Source organism: Chamaesiphon sp. VAR_48_metabat_135_sub (assembly GCF_031418915.1).
In the GTDB taxonomy this organism is placed as follows: domain Bacteria; phylum Cyanobacteriota; class Cyanobacteriia; order Cyanobacteriales; family Chamaesiphonaceae; genus Chamaesiphon.
In genome coordinates this window covers 1-14,412 of sequence record NZ_JANOJV010000065.1, presented here as the reverse complement: position 1 = coordinate 14,412, position 14,412 = coordinate 1, and the positions used below count along the sequence as shown (strand labels likewise).

The 14,412-nt window shown below is 43.3% G+C and carries 12 protein-coding genes; 7 read left to right on the top strand and 5 right to left on the bottom strand.

Translation table 11 applies throughout. From position 1 onward, the window contains the following. Window positions 1-86 precede the first annotated feature (86 nt). Together RMO55_RS05335 and RMO55_RS05330 are read left to right on the top strand one after the other, a co-directional pair. Window positions 87-947 carry a 6-carboxytetrahydropterin synthase gene (locus tag RMO55_RS05335; RefSeq protein WP_310424578.1) on the top strand — a complete coding sequence of 287 codons (861 nt, stop codon included), beginning with the start codon at window positions 87-89 and terminating at the stop codon, window positions 945-947. Window positions 948-1,309: 362 nt separating this feature from the next. Then, window positions 1,310-1,762: a CAAD domain-containing protein gene (locus RMO55_RS05330; protein WP_310424576.1), complete on the top strand. Its 453-nt coding sequence runs from the start codon at window positions 1,310-1,312 to the stop codon at window positions 1,760-1,762. 121 nt (window positions 1,763-1,883) lie between these two features. Here the strand turns inward: RMO55_RS05330 and RMO55_RS05325 are convergent, their stop codons facing one another. The 4 genes from RMO55_RS05325 to RMO55_RS05310 all read right to left on the bottom strand — a co-directional run bounded on the left by RMO55_RS05325 (window position 1,884) and on the right by RMO55_RS05310 (window position 6,258). After that, on the bottom strand, window positions 1,884-2,399 hold the full coding sequence (locus RMO55_RS05325; RefSeq protein WP_310424574.1) for a tetratricopeptide repeat protein: 516 nt from the start codon (window positions 2,397-2,399) through the stop codon (window positions 1,884-1,886). 124 nt (window positions 2,400-2,523) lie between these two features. Beyond that, window positions 2,524-3,399: an acetylglutamate kinase gene (gene argB, locus RMO55_RS05320; protein ID WP_310424572.1), complete on the bottom strand. Its 876-nt coding sequence runs from the start codon at window positions 3,397-3,399 to the stop codon at window positions 2,524-2,526. A 148-nt stretch (window positions 3,400-3,547) separates the two neighbouring features. Continuing rightward, on the bottom strand, window positions 3,548-4,192 hold the full coding sequence (gene hisG / locus RMO55_RS05315) for an ATP phosphoribosyltransferase (RefSeq protein ID WP_310424570.1): 645 nt from the start codon (window positions 4,190-4,192) through the stop codon (window positions 3,548-3,550). Between the two features lie 113 nt (window positions 4,193-4,305). After that, complete coding sequence (locus tag RMO55_RS05310; protein WP_310424568.1) at window positions 4,306-6,258, bottom strand: ABC transporter ATP-binding protein; 1,953 nt, start codon at window positions 6,256-6,258, stop codon at window positions 4,306-4,308. A gap of 120 nt (window positions 6,259-6,378) precedes the next feature. Between RMO55_RS05310 and RMO55_RS05305 the strand changes: the two genes are divergently transcribed. The 3 genes from RMO55_RS05305 (at window position 6,379) to RMO55_RS05295 (ending at window position 9,202) form a co-directional block, all read left to right on the top strand. After that, window positions 6,379-6,930 carry a DUF4126 domain-containing protein gene (locus RMO55_RS05305; RefSeq protein WP_310424566.1) on the top strand — a complete coding sequence of 184 codons (552 nt, stop codon included), beginning with the start codon at window positions 6,379-6,381 and terminating at the stop codon, window positions 6,928-6,930. A gap of 116 nt (window positions 6,931-7,046) precedes the next feature. Continuing rightward, window positions 7,047-8,138, top strand: a complete 1,092-nt coding sequence (locus RMO55_RS05300; protein ID WP_310424563.1) for a class I SAM-dependent methyltransferase — start codon at window positions 7,047-7,049, stop codon at window positions 8,136-8,138. Window positions 8,139-8,218: 80 nt separating this feature from the next. Next, on the top strand, window positions 8,219-9,202 hold the full coding sequence (locus RMO55_RS05295; RefSeq protein WP_310424561.1) for a lactate/malate family dehydrogenase: 984 nt from the start codon (window positions 8,219-8,221) through the stop codon (window positions 9,200-9,202). 128 nt (window positions 9,203-9,330) lie between these two features. On the opposite strand, the gene RMO55_RS05290 is transcribed toward RMO55_RS05295, so the two are convergent. Beyond that, window positions 9,331-9,753, bottom strand: a complete 423-nt coding sequence (locus RMO55_RS05290) for a pre-16S rRNA-processing nuclease YqgF (protein WP_310424559.1) — start codon at window positions 9,751-9,753, stop codon at window positions 9,331-9,333. Between the two features lie 38 nt (window positions 9,754-9,791). Between RMO55_RS05290 and RMO55_RS05285 the strand changes: the two genes are divergently transcribed. Both RMO55_RS05285 and RMO55_RS05280 read left to right on the top strand, forming a co-directional pair. Continuing rightward, window positions 9,792-10,967 (top strand): M20 family metallopeptidase, encoded by a 1,176-nt coding sequence (locus RMO55_RS05285; RefSeq protein ID WP_310424557.1) that lies wholly within the window; start codon window positions 9,792-9,794, stop codon window positions 10,965-10,967. A gap of 233 nt (window positions 10,968-11,200) precedes the next feature. Next, window positions 11,201-14,230 carry a plasmid replication protein, CyRepA1 family gene (locus RMO55_RS05280; protein ID WP_310424556.1) on the top strand — a complete coding sequence of 1,010 codons (3,030 nt, stop codon included), beginning with the start codon at window positions 11,201-11,203 and terminating at the stop codon, window positions 14,228-14,230. Window positions 14,231-14,412: the final 182 nt, after the last annotated feature.

The following is a 14,412-nucleotide window of genomic DNA, read 5'->3' as shown; positions in this document are numbered from 1 at the left end:
AGTAGGGAGTAGGGATTAGAGAGTAGGGATTGGGTTACTCCTTCTAAAAGCAGTATCCTATTAAATATAACGTTATGTAAATTTTCATGAAATGTATTATCAACCGTCGCGCGCAGTTTTCGGCTAGCCATCGGTATTGGTTGCCAGAATTGAGCGAAGCGGAGAATCAAGCCGCATTCGGCTTGTGCGCCCAACCAAACGGACACGGACACAATTATGTCCTATATATATCTCTCTATGGCGATATCGACGAATATGGGATGGTATTAAACCTCTCGGATGTTAAGCATGTCATCAAAAAAGAAGTTACTGGACAACTAGACTATAGCTTTCTCAATGACGTGTGGTCGGAATTTCAGACGACTCTCCCCACTACCGAAAATATCGCCAGAGTAATTTGGCAGAAACTAGCCCCCCACTTTCCGCTCGTCCGCATTCAGTTATACGAACACCCCGAACTCTTCGCAGAATATACAGGTAAAGACATGGAAGCCTCACTCACTATCGGTACTCACTTTAGCGCGGCTCACCGTTTGGCGTTAGATAGCCTCACCCTCGAACAAAATAGCGAGATTTATGGCAAATGTGCGCGGGTAAATGGACACGGACATAATTATCATCTCGAAGTCACCGTCACAGGCGAAATCGACGCACGCACAGGGATGATTGTAGATTTAGTCAAACTGCACGAATTAGTCGATCGATATGCCGTCGAGCCTCTAGATCATACCTTCTTGAACAAAGATATTCCCCACTTCGCTAAAGTCGTCCCCACTGCTGAAAATATCGCTGTCTATATCGGACACCTCATCGAGCAGCCCATTCGCGAACTCGGCGCACAGTTACACAAAGTAAAACTAGTCGAGAGTCCCAATAACTCTTGCGAGCTACTCTGGAGCCAAGATTTTAGCAAAATGGCAACTCGTCAACTAGCAACAGTAGCTTAGGCTTTAGGGATTAGGCTTTAGCACGCTGGTGGCTTACTAATTTCCTAACACCTAACACCTAACTGTTGCGATAAGTAACAATTTGCGCGATCGATTTGGTCGATCGAAGATTTGGCAATGGTCGTTTATAATTAGGTGATGTAGACACTCAATCGCCTTTTGCAGCTCACGCAAACAGTATCGGCAGCATGGCTAGCAGGTGTATTTGATGCAATTATTTTGCACTCCGATCGATTTCACTCTATGATCCTTTAGCCGCAACTGATAAAATCGGCAAGAGTATTTGTGTTGAATGCGATTTTCAGCGCAGAGCGATTGCTATTTGCTAGCCCTGTCAACTTTGAAATAAGGATTAATAAACTATGAGCGATACACCAGAATCTACTCAATCCCCAGAAACTACTACCATTGAAATTCCAGCAAATCCTCTAGGGTTAAACACTGGAACTGGTTCTATTACGAAGGTTACACCCGATATGTCCACAGCGAATTTACCAGATGGAGTAAGACAAGCTCTGGACATTTTGGCTGAATTGCCCACATATGCAACTCAGATTTATAGTAGCAACAAGAGTCTCGTTACTAGCCTTGGTTTAATTTTGGGTTTAATTGTTGGAGTCAAGCTGACTTTAGCAGTTCTATCTGCTATCAACGAAATTCCTCTGCTCGCGCCTACTTTTGAGTTGGTAGGAATTGGATATGCTAGTTGGTTTGTGTATCGTTATCTGCTCCAAGATTCCACGCGGAAGGAACTAACTGACGAAATTGATAGTTTCAAAGCCGAAATTCTGGGCAACAAAAACAGAAAGGGTTAGATTTTGAGCCTGAATAAATTTTAGCTAATCTAGGTACCACCGATCGATCGGTGGTTTTTTGTTATCATCTAGCCACGCCAGATCCAAAGGCTTCTTCAAGAAGCCTTTGGATCTTCGATACCTATACTCTCGCAGCTAGCCACAATCCGATTAGAGTAACAATAGTGAAAATCAACGCGATCGAAATAAACCCATTATCCTTGGTATTAACTTGGCTGAGATCTACCGGCGCGTAGATTTCGTCAATCGATCTCTCTTTCGGCTTTGACGGTAAAATCGGCGTATTATTCACCGCAGAATTGCCCTCAGCATCTTCCAAATGAGTCAAATCGGGGATTTTTATCAGCCACTCATCCCGCCGCGTCAATTCTGGAGCCTGCATAATGTACAGCATCCGTTTACTGGCTTGACGAGTATCGAGATTGGGATGATTCGAGAGTTTTTGACACAGAGCCTTGGCTTCTGAAATTTGCCCTGTCGCCTCATATGCTGTCGCTAGCCATACCTGCACCTCTCCACCAACCCGTGTATTTGGCTGTACCTGAGCGACAGCCGCTAATAAACAGCTCACAGCTTGGCGGTATTCTCCCCGCTCGAAAGCAATTTGTCCAGATTGATAATCAGTATCGAAAGTCACGAGTCACGAGTGTCGTTGTGTGAGTGGTTAAAAATTTGTCTTTACTGTTTATGATGTGTTACCCCCTTACAAAGGGGGGATCTTGCCCCCTCCCCTTATCAAGGGGAGAGCTAGGGTGGGGTAATCATCCAACCCCAGAGGAGACAATCATCGAACCAGTACCATTATCGGTGAAAATTTCTAGTAGTAGGGAGTGTGGCAATCGTCCATCGATGATGTGCGCGGCTTTAACACCTTGTGCAAGACTGCGAACACAACAGGTAAGTTTGGGAATCATCCCGCCACTGACAGTACCGTCGTCAATCAAAGCGCGTGCGCCTTGGATATCTACCTGGCGAATCAAAGTATCGGGATTTTTAAAGTCCCGCATCAAGCCTGCAGTATCTGTCATCAAAATTAGTTTCTCAGCTCCCAGTGCGGCGGCGATTTCACCTGCGACTGTATCGGCATTAATATTATATGCCTGTCCGTTTTCATCTGCGGCAACACTCGATACAACTGGAATATAACCACTTTTCACCAAGGTATTGAGAATATCCACATTGACACCACTCACCTCACCCACAAATCCAATCCCTTCGCGCCCGTCAGGACGTGCCACGATGAGATTACCATCTTTGCCGCACAATCCTACGGCACTACCGCCAGATCGATCGATTAGCGAGACAATTTCTTTATTCACTCGTCCGACTAATACCATCTCGACGACGTCCATTGTCGCCGCGTCAGTCACCCGCAAGCCGTCTTTAAATTGTGGCTCGATCCCAAGTTTGTCGAGCCAGCTATTGATTTCTGGCCCGCCACCATGTACCAAAACGGGGCGAATACCGACACAAGACATGAACACTAAATCCCGAATCACACCTTCCTTGAGGGTGCCATCTTTCATTGCTGCACCGCCATATTTGACTACTACGGTACGTCCAGCGAATTTTTGGATGTAGGGCAAGGCTTCACTTAATACCCGCACGCGGGTGGCATCTTCGTTGGAGTGAGTCATGTGATAGGATTCAGAGGTCTGGCGATGGATATTGTCGATCGCCAATATTCTACCAGCTTAGTTTGTGTCCATGACGATCGAGTTGTAGCGGAGTTCAACTAATTTACATCTTCAGTTCGTTGGCGAAGCCTACCAGAGATAATCGATCCTAACTAGCTACTAGCGTATTCGAGCGAATCTCCGCCACTAACTCACTCAACTTGTCTCGATCGAGTCGATAACTCAGAGGATGAGCAATCAGTCGCGCACTACTATAAAATAGAGTTTCAATCTCGATTAGACCGTTCTGTTTGAGCGTTGTACCTGTAGAAACTAGATCGACAATTGCTTCAGACATACCCGTAATTGGGCCTAATTCTACCGAACCAGAAAGTGGGACGATCTCAATCGGTAAATCGATACTATCAAAGTATTCTCGCGCACAATGAACGAAGGTAGAAGCAACTCTACCATGTGCGGGTAAATCTAGAGTATTGCGATATGGACTATCGGCTTTTACTGCTACTGATAACCGACAGGTGCCAAATTTTAGATCGACCAATTGAGCGACTTGGGGACTTTTTTCCCGCAGAACATCATAGCCGACAATACCTAGTTGTGCTTGTCCATATTCTACATAAACGGGGACATCATGATTGCGAACCAATAATGCTTTAGCTCTATTAGTAGGATCGATGATTTCGAGTTGACGATTGTTTTTGTCGAGGAAGGCACTAAAGTCTAAACCAACGGACTGAAATAGCTGGATACAATCTTTTAGTAATCCACCTTTTGGTAAAGCTACGGTAATCATCTAGTTGTTAGTTGTTAGGTGTTAGGGGGGAGAGGCTTTAGGCTTTAGGTGTTAGGCTTTAGGAGAAGACTTATTACTGATTTACTTTAGCAAAACCACTATTCACTAAACCACTAAACCACTAATCTAGTGCTTTGCTGATGAATAATGCGATCGATCGTCCCGAGTGGGATGGATGAAATTAATTTGCGTGTATAGTCAGTTTTGGGTGCTGTGTAGATGGCGTGGGTATTATCGATTTCTTCGATCTTACCTTGATTCATTACCATAATTCGATCGCTCATAAATTTGACGACGCTCAAGTCATGAGAGATGAAGATATATGTGAGGTTAAATTCGCCCTGTAACTCTTTGAACAGATTTAGTACTTGCGCTTGAACGGAGACATCAAGGGCAGATACGGACTCGTCACAGATGATAAATTTGGGGTTGAGGGCGAGGGCACGGGCGATACATACCCGTTGGCGTTGTCCACCGGATAATTGGTGGGGATAGGATTTAAGATAGTCGGTGCTCAAACCAACTCTTTGTAATAAATATTCTGTACGTTCTTGGCGATGAACTTTGCTTTTAATTGTTTGATGAATTACCAGCGGTTCGACAATTAAATCGCTGATATTCATCCGAGGATTAAGGGCACTAAAGGGATTTTGAAAAATAATTTGCAATTCTCGGCGGAGAATTTGCATTTCCTCACCACGGAGTTTGGTGATGTCTTTACCCTGAAATTCGATCGATCCTGTCTGGGGTTCTATTAATCCCAGCATCGTTCTGGCTAGAGTACTTTTGCCACAGCCAGATTCACCGACTAATCCTAGTGTTTCACCTGGATAGACATTGAAGTCAATATCATTTACTGCCCAGGTATATTGCTGTCGATCTTTACCAAATATTCCTTGTGCGGGAAAGCCAACTTTTAATTTATTGACTGAAAGCAACGGTTTAGATCTATCACTAATATTTGGCAGTTTACTTCGATGATTATCGGCTGAAAAATCGCCGTCTATCGATCCTGTTGGCTGTTGTTTTTCGATGATTTGAATTCGACCGTCTGGCAAAATCCTTTCTTCCATGAAGTCTTTAATTGTCGGCAAGATTTTCAACTCTCGATCGAGTCTCGGACGACAAGCGAGTAAGCTTCTGGTATAAGGATGGGAGGGATGTTGGAATAGTTCTAGAATCGGTTTGGATTCGACAATTTTACCTTTGTACATGACAGCCACAACATCCGCAATTTCGGCAATAATTCCCAGGTCGTGGGTAATAAAAATCATTGCCATTTCGCGATTGTCGCGTAATTCTTGGAGCAGTTCTAAAATTGTGGCTTGAACTGTGACATCTAGAGCCGTCGTCGGTTCGTCGGCAATTAATAAAGTGGGATTGCAAGAAATCGCCATTGCGATCGTCACCCGTTGTAATTGCCCACCCGAAAGTTGGTGGGGGTAACGTTCTAGCCAACTTAATTTTTGTTGGTTGATAGCATGATTGAGTTCTCGATCTGTCAGTTGCGGCTGTTCAAGATTTTCAGTGCGAATACTATTGAGATATTGCTCGCGTAATTCATCATCACTGGGCAATAACTTCACCTCTTGTAATAGATAAACCGCTTTACGTCGAGCCTCTGCTTTAGATACCGATTGATGCTGTAAAATAGCTTCAACGAGCTGGTACCCGATCGTAAATACCGGATTGAGCGAACTCATCGGTTCTTGAAAAATCATCGCCATTTGTTGACCGCGATAAGCCGAAAGTTGCGATGGTAATAATGTCAGTAAATCAATAGATTCAGATTCATTCCCCCTAAACCACACCTCACCCTGAGTAACTCTACCTGGATTGGGAAGTAATCCCATTACCGCCAGAGAAGTCATCGATTTACCCGAACCAGATTCTCCAACGATTCCCAGTGTTTGCCCAGCTTGGAGCGTAAAAGAAATCTCCTCAACCACTGGTTGCTTGACAAGGGGAAACTCTACCCGTAGATTACGAACATCAAGCACAGGATCGCGTTGGAGCAGCCTCTCTGTTCGAGAAGCGTCTGCTGCTTCAGAAGGCGAATCGGTCATAGGTAGCTAGAATAATAGAAAAGTTTCATTGAGATCCTTCCATCTTAACTTAGGGCACATAAAAACTTCTCAACTTGTCAAGAATAACTGAACGCTTCGTTTTCACCAGCAGAAAAATTCATGATTGAAATCTTAGCCGTACTATCAGTATCTGCTGCTGCTGGAATGCGGATTGCGCTCCCACTATTAATCATGGGGCTAATGCAAGGCGATTTATGGCAGCAGGTACCACTATTGAATCGGATTCAACCGCCAGTTGTCATTACGATCCTCACTGCTTGGACAATTCTCGAACTTTTTGTGTCCAAACAACTGTGGGGACAGCGACTATTGCAATTTGTCGAGCTATTATTTAGCCCCCTAGTCGGTGCTGTGATGGCGATGGCGGTAGCAGGTATCTTTCATCAAACTCAGCAACTGATTTGGATTTTAGGCGTGGTTGGGGGCTTGCTCGCGCTAGTTTTGCAACTGGTGAAAGTGGGTTGGTTTTATCGGCTGCAAGGATTGCCGACTTGGGCGGTACTGCTGGAAGATATCTTGTGCGTGCTACTGGTACTTTTTGCGTTCAAAGCACCCAATTCCGGCGGCTTAATCGCACTGATGCTGTTGTGGCTGGCGATTCGCAGTTCTCAAAGTTGGTACCAATGGTATAAAGGCAAAGTTCAATCATAGTAACTGCGTTCTGATGCAAGACGTGAGAATATGGATTTTGTCTGTTTAGTTACAAACTAGCCGATGTTTTTCGTTACAATAGGAATTATCCAATCAAATTTTTGGGAGGCTCTTGATTGTTTGTAAATCGATCTGATTCGGAGCAACTCAACAAAATTCGACAGGAGGTAAACAAACAAGCCTCGATCGATACAATTATCGACCTTTGCCAATCTATATCTCAGCAAGTTACAGATGAGCAATTACCGCTGACTTATGCAGGTATTTTGTTAGCATCTGGGCAGCGAATAGCTGATTCGATTAGAGTATTAAAACTGTGTGTCGATCGGACATTCAGTCACGTCTTAGCAGATTATCTGGTAGAAAATCAAGATTTTGCACCCGCAGCCAAAGCATTTCAGGAGACTACGCCCTATGATGTCTGGACTCAAACAGATTTGTATAAATCGCAAATGACTGGAACGCTAAAGGCGATCGCCAGTTTTGCTCGAAAAAATCCACCACCTGCTGCAAATCTTTGTCCGACAATTATTGATATAGGTTCTGGCAATGGCATATTAATCGTCGAAATTGTCAAGCAAATATTAGCTCTCTATCCGCTAGAATCAATTCATATTATCTCGATCGAACAATCGCCAGAAATGTTGGCAGTCACTCAAAAATACTGTCAAGAATCTATTTCAATTCCGGTTGTATTTACACCGATATGTTGCAAGATACAGGAAATAACAACTCAACAATTGGAAATTATTCGTCAATACCATCCGATCTGGTTTATGAATGCATCACTTTCACTGCATCACATGCCAAAGGAAATCAAGATACCCACAATGAAAATGCTTGCGGGTTTATCAGCTTACTGTTCGATCTCCGAGGCTCACTACAATCACGATCTGCCTGAAAAAGATACCCCAGAATTAATATATTCTGTTACAGAAAGTTATGGGTTTGTGATTCAAGATGTTCTTAATTCTCGTGCTTCGGAAATAGATAAAAAACTCTGTATCGATAATTTTTTATTAACAGAAGCTATCAATATCCTCAAAAACGATCGCCAGAATCGAGGAGATTATCATGCTTTGATTTCCGAGTGGGAAGAAATTGCAGAGCAAGGAAGCTGGGCTGTTGTTGAAATTACTCCAACTGTTTCTTTACCCGAACGTCCTTTTGCATTTACGATGGAGCTTAAATCTAAGACATTGAATTAATTAATAATAATTATTAATAATTGAGGTGTCACGATTAACTTAATGCTGAAATTCTGATTTTTTAATGGATAATAATTCAGATGTCTAGAAATCAGATTGGTGTGATTGGGTATGGAAATATCGCCAGCAAAATTGTCGATTTATTATTAAGAGAAAATATCCAACCAGTAGTAGTTGTCAGAAATCCTGATAAGGCACAAGCATTAGAAGATGATTATTCACCCGCTCAATTAGGTTCAGATATTCGACCAATTTTTACGACTAAATATGAGGCACTCGATCGAGTTGACTCGGTAATTGTAACTGCAAGTGTCGCATTGGATGTTATTTCAGCTACTAAAAACAGAAATAGTTTCATTGAGTACAATACCCCTGTTCTGTGCGAAGTTGCCTCAAAGTTGGCCGAAAATATATCTCCAGATACTCTAATAGTGACAATGACTAACCCCGTAGAGGGAATGGTTTATATCCTAAAACATGCTGGAGGATTTGAGTCAAGGAATGTCATCGGGGTAGGAACTGCTGTCGAAGCAGCTCGATATGAAACATTGATTTCCAAAGCTCTAGGTATTGCCAGAGAGCAGGTTGTATCGACTGTAATTGGCGGACACAACGAGCATGATTCGGTTTTCTTGCCAAAATGCACAAAAATTGGTCAGTTGCCACTCCTACACTTTAAACTATCAGAAGAAGAGCTACTAGAATTAGAGAATCGAGCCAGAACATTAGGCATGAATATTTTCAAAAAGTCCAACCAATCTGCTTCGATTACGCCAGCGGCTTTAGCAGTTAATTTAGCCATAGCACATTTGAGTAATGATACGAAACGGGTTGTTAATTGCACGATGGAAGTTCCCTTAGCATTTGTCAATGATATGCTCGGTGATGATGCAATTGAAAGCGATGAACCGACAGTTACTCTAGGCGTACTAGCTTTACTCAACTCTCAAGGAGCCGAACCGCAAAAAATTCCCTTATCTCGCATCGATACCCGAAATTTAAGCAAAGCCGTTCAAAACATTATCAAACAACAAGAAATGGTCAGAAATTGGTCGATTTTGTGACATTGAGGTAGGGGCAATTCATGAAGTGCCCCTACCTCAATGGAGATGTTATTTCGCACAAGACTGTTGGCTCTCTACTGATTTAACAAAGAACAAGGATTTAAGTACCCATCCTAACAACCCAATTATCAATTATTAATTATCAATTTATTTAAGTGGCGTTCGATTAAAATAATAGCAACAAGATCGTCGATCGAGCGCGGAGGCTGACGCATTCCTTGAGGAATCAATCTAGTAAAAAAATTAGCTGGATACATCTGCCAATATCGATCGCGTGCTTCTAGACTAGAATAGCGTTCGTCAATTAAAGTAATCGGCAAATCTGGGAATACTGTAGTTAATTGCTGCTGCCATTGTTTGGCGGTAGTTTGGTCGCCCATGACGATCCGACTGACGTTATACTGCTGACATAGATCGCTAATCTGTGAAATTACCTCGGCTGTGGGCAACACTTGATGGTAGAGTAACGCTCGATCTCCATCCATCACAGCTACTCCACACTTATCCTTTCCTGGATCGAATCCTAAAATTGTTTCGTTGAAATTTTTCATACTATTTAGGACTTACGACTTACGACTTACGTTAAATTATGCTCGATCGAATCCACTCCATCGCCACTAACCTCGCCCCCAGACTAATCGAAATTCGCCGCCATCTCCACGCCCATCCAGAATTGAGCGGGAAGGAATACCAGACAGCGGCTTATATTGCGGGTGTATTGTCAGCGGCTGGCTTGCATACTCAAGAATCAGTCGGGAAAACCGGAGTAGTCGGCGAACTCGCGGGTGCTGGTACAGACGATCGATTGTTGGCGATTCGGACGGATATGGACGCGCTCCCAATTGTCGAGCGCACGGGATTGCCATTTAGCTCCAAAAATGAGGGCGTGATGCACGCTTGCGGTCATGATGTCCATACTACAGTAGGCTTAGGTACCGCGATGATTCTCGCCCAATTGGGGACAGAATTACCTGGCAAAACGCGGTTTATCTTTCAACCCGCCGAAGAAATCGCACAGGGTGCCACCTGGATGGTTGCTGACGGGGTGATGGAGACGGTGGATAGTATTTTTTCCCTTCACGTATTTCCATCGATTCCAGCCGGATCGATCGGGATTAGATATGGAGCCTTGACAGCCGCCGCCGATGACTTGGAAATTACGATTATTGGGGAGTCTGGACACGGTGCCAGACCCCATGAAGCGATCGATGCGATCTGGATCGCCTCCCAGGTAATTACTGGGCTTCAGCAGGCGATTAGCCGCACCCAGAACCCATTACGCCCGATCGTGTTAACCATCGGTACGATTAGCGGTGGCCGCGCTCCAAATATTATCGCCGATCGAGTTGAATTATCCGGTACGGTTCGATCGCTCCATCCTGAAACTCATGGGTTGCTCCCGACTTGGATCGAGCAGATCGTTACCGATATTTGTCGGACTTATGGGGCAAAATGTCAAGTAAATTATCGACGAGGTGTGCCCTCAGTCCAGAATGATATCGCCTTAACTCAAATTCTCGAATCATCGGCTAGAGCCGCCTGGGGCAGCGATCGAGTCCAAATCTTGCCAGAACCCTCCCTCGGTGCTGAGGACTTCTCTGTGTATCTACAACATGCCCCAGGGACAATGTTTCGTCTAGGTGTCGGTACGCCAGATGCCAAAAATCACCCCCTTCATCATCCCCAATTTATGGTGGATGAGTCGGCGATTATTACTGGGGTGGTGACGATGGCATATACGGCATATCAGTATTGGCATCAGTAGATCGGGCTACCATTGTCTCGCATCGTGTGAATTCGCTTTGCATCAGCATCATCAGCATTTTGAATTAACTCTTTGACAATCCCTATCCCTGCAGTCGCACTTCCGCTCTATTACGCTACGGATAGCGTTTGAAAATAGTCAATATCCCTATATACAATCGGTCGAATTTATTTCGGTTTTTTTGATAAATTTCAACTAGAATATGAGTCCCCTCCTCATATTTCTGTATCGCTATGGTACAAACCTATCTACAACATATCCACTATATAGAACTAGTAACCGATAGCAATATCGATCGAGCATTAGTAGCTCTTAATTTTAAATCTTTACAGGATAATTCTGTTTACGATCGCTTATTTATTTCACCACAAATTCAGCGTAATAATAGCGGTCAAGTAATTCCTAGTTGGATGAAAAGATATCATCACTGTGCGAAGGGTGGATGGTGGTGTGGCGGATTAGATCCTTTGAACAATTGGCAACCAATGGAATGGGGCACATTCAAGCCAGATTTTCCGACTAAAAATCGGGACGAAAAAATTATTAAATACGAACATCCACCGAGTATATCGACGCGATTATTTTGTCTACGAGTAACCAAAGAAGTCTGGCAGCAAACAGCTATTTTATTCAAAGCTAAACTACCACCGGAAATTAAAATTACTTCGGGTGGTGAGGCTATCGGCTTTTGGCAGTGGATATTGGACTGTCAGATCCCAATTGTTATTTGTGAAGGAGTCAAAAAAGCCGCTACTTTATTGACTTATGGCTATCCAGCTATTGCTTTGCCAGGGATTAATAGTGGTTATCGAGTCATTCGCGATTCTCTAGGTAATACGATTGAGAGAAAACCGATCCCAGAGCTAGAAATTTTTGCTAATCGACGACAACAAATTTCGATCTGTTTTGATTATGAAGCTGTACCTCATAAGGCAAGATTACTAGATACAGCGATCGAACATTTAGGCGAGCTTTTACAACGATCTGGCTGCAATGTTAAAGTAATGAGATTGCCTGGGCCAGAAAAGGGAATTGATGACTCGATCGTCGCGCGAGGAATTGCTATTTTCAAAGAGGTCGATCGACAATCATTAGATCTGGAAATGGATCTCGCTCGATCGAAACGACATAGTGAATTAACGTATCCAGCTAATCTAATTCTGGAAAGTCGATATCTACATCGACTAGATCTTCCCAGCAGTGGTATTGTTGGCATTAAATCGGCAAAAGGTACTGGTAAAACGACGGCATTAATTCCCGTAGTGGCGATCGCTCAAGAACATCATCGTCCGGTATTGTTATTAACACATCGCATTCAATTAGGTCGATTTTTGTGTCAACGAATTGGGGTAAATTGGATTAACGAACAGCTTCCAAAACAAGCATCTGCTAGCCTAGGATTATGTCTAGATTCGATGTGGAAACTCAATCCTAGTGACTGGGAAGGTGGAGTAATTATTTTAGATGAAGTCGAACAATCACTGTGGCATTTACTCCATAGTTCTACCTGTAAAAAAAAGCGACTGGCGATTTTAAAAACCTTTCAACACTTAATTGCCAGAGTCGTCGAGACAAATGGACTAATCGTCGCTCAGGATGCAGATTTATCCGATATCTCGATCGATTATCTCAAAAGATTGGCTAATAATGAAATCGAACCCTGGATTGCTGTCAACCAATGGCAAGCCGAGCGAGGTTGGGATGTCCATTTCTACGATAGTCCGAATCCTACTGCCCTGATTCACCAGTTAGAACTCGATCTTCGGGCTGGCCATAAATGCTATGTTACCACCGATAGTCGATCGGGTCGATATGGCTCCGATACGATCGATCGTTATATCAAACAAACCCTCAAGCAACTCGAAGATAGTTATACCAAAACCCTGGTAGTTTGCAGTTATACTACTAGTACTACTGGACATCCGGCGGTAGATTTTGTATCGGCGATTAATACCCAAGCTCCAGCATATGATGCGGTGTTTGTCACGCCAACTTTGGGTACGGGAGTTAGTATCGATGTCAATCATTTCGATCGAGTCTATGGCATTTTTCAAGGTGTAATTCCCGATGCAGAAGTACGTCAGGCATTAGCGAGAGTTCGCGCTAATGTACCCCGCTATCTCTGGTGTGCAAAACGAGGTTTAGGAACGATCGGGAGTGGTAGTAATAATTATCGATCTTTGGCTTATTGGTACCAAGAAAACTATAAAGAAAATTATGCCTTAATGTGCCCATTAACTCGCATCGATGTTGACGAACAATTTATCTTCGATCCGATTCATTTGCGGACTTGGGCAAGATTTGCCGCCCGTATTAATGCGTCAATTACCCTGTATCGAGAGGCGGTAAAATCTGGATTACTGGGAGAAGGGCATCAGATCCATATTATTAGTGAAGATCGGGACAAAGAAAGCTTGCAAGCACTTCGTACTGCACTAATCCACGCGACTAAAACCGATCCTAAAAAATCGCTAGAAATCATGCGGCAAATTGCCGATATTCATAAGGAAAAGTCGCAACGAGATCGCGAATACAACCTGATTGGCACTCAGACTAAAAAAATCCAGCAGCAGGTCAAAAGTCAAGCAGCACAAGCAATTGCAACTGCCCCAGATCTCGGTCATCGCGATTATCAATATTTAACCAATAAACGATTTCTTACCGATTTAGAACGCGCGCAAATTGAAAAATATAACCTCCAACAACGATATGGAGTGACTGTCACCCCCGAGCTAAAATTAAAAGATGACAAGGGCTATTATGGCCAATTACTAACTCACTTCTATCTGCTCAATCATCAACAGTATTTACCCCAATCAATTTATTTAGTTTGGGATCGAGATTTGGCCGCAACACCCGAACAAGTTTTCTTACCCGATGCCAACCATCATATTCTCAAAATTCAAGGGTTATTAGCACTAGGAATCATCAACTTCTTAGATATCGATCGACAATTGAAGATTACCGACCCAGATTTGATTTCACTCAAACGAATTAGTTATTTATGTAGCAAACATATCAAACGAGCGATTGGTATCGACTTGCCAAACTACAATAATGGAGAAGTTAGTTCGATCGCAATTCTCAATCGCTTCTTACAATTGTTAGGCTTGAAAATGCAGCCAATTCAAGCAGGATTAAAAAAACAAGAAAAAAATGATAGCATTTACCAACTCGATCGATCTTTATTAAATGATGGTCGTGATGAAATCTTCAAGATCTGGCAGCATCAACAAAGCCGAGAACTCGTTCGTTGTGCTTAAATTATACTTTGTATGGTCGCAATCGATCTATTGTGGGTGTGTTAGAAGGGCAGCCGTAACGCATAAAGAGACGCGCGAGAGACAAATCCCCGACTGTCTTGTCTCGCTTTTTTGTTTTTTTTTTATTGTGGGGCACCCCCATATTAAACACGCCGCTAAACCCTCGGCAAAGCCGAGGATCG

Coding starts and splice junctions, on each gene's coding strand:
- RMO55_RS05335 (WP_310424578.1), top strand. CDS start 87: ATGAAATGTATTATCAACCGTCGCGCGCAGTTTTCGGCTAGCCATCGG.
- RMO55_RS05330 (WP_310424576.1), top strand. CDS start 1,310: ATGAGCGATACACCAGAATCTACTCAATCCCCAGAAACTACTACCATT.
- argB (WP_310424572.1), bottom strand. CDS start 3,399: ATGACTCACTCCAACGAAGATGCCACCCGCGTGCGGGTATTAAGTGAA.
- hisG (WP_310424570.1), bottom strand. CDS start 4,192: ATGATTACCGTAGCTTTACCAAAAGGTGGATTACTAAAAGATTGTATC.
- RMO55_RS05310 (WP_310424568.1), bottom strand. CDS start 6,258: ATGACCGATTCGCCTTCTGAAGCAGCAGACGCTTCTCGAACAGAGAGG.
- RMO55_RS05305 (WP_310424566.1), top strand. CDS start 6,379: ATGATTGAAATCTTAGCCGTACTATCAGTATCTGCTGCTGCTGGAATG.
- RMO55_RS05295 (WP_310424561.1), top strand. CDS start 8,219: ATGTCTAGAAATCAGATTGGTGTGATTGGGTATGGAAATATCGCCAGC.
- RMO55_RS05290 (WP_310424559.1), bottom strand. CDS start 9,753: ATGAAAAATTTCAACGAAACAATTTTAGGATTCGATCCAGGAAAGGAT.
- RMO55_RS05285 (WP_310424557.1), top strand. CDS start 9,792: ATGCTCGATCGAATCCACTCCATCGCCACTAACCTCGCCCCCAGACTA.
- RMO55_RS05280 (WP_310424556.1), top strand. CDS start 11,201: ATGGTACAAACCTATCTACAACATATCCACTATATAGAACTAGTAACC.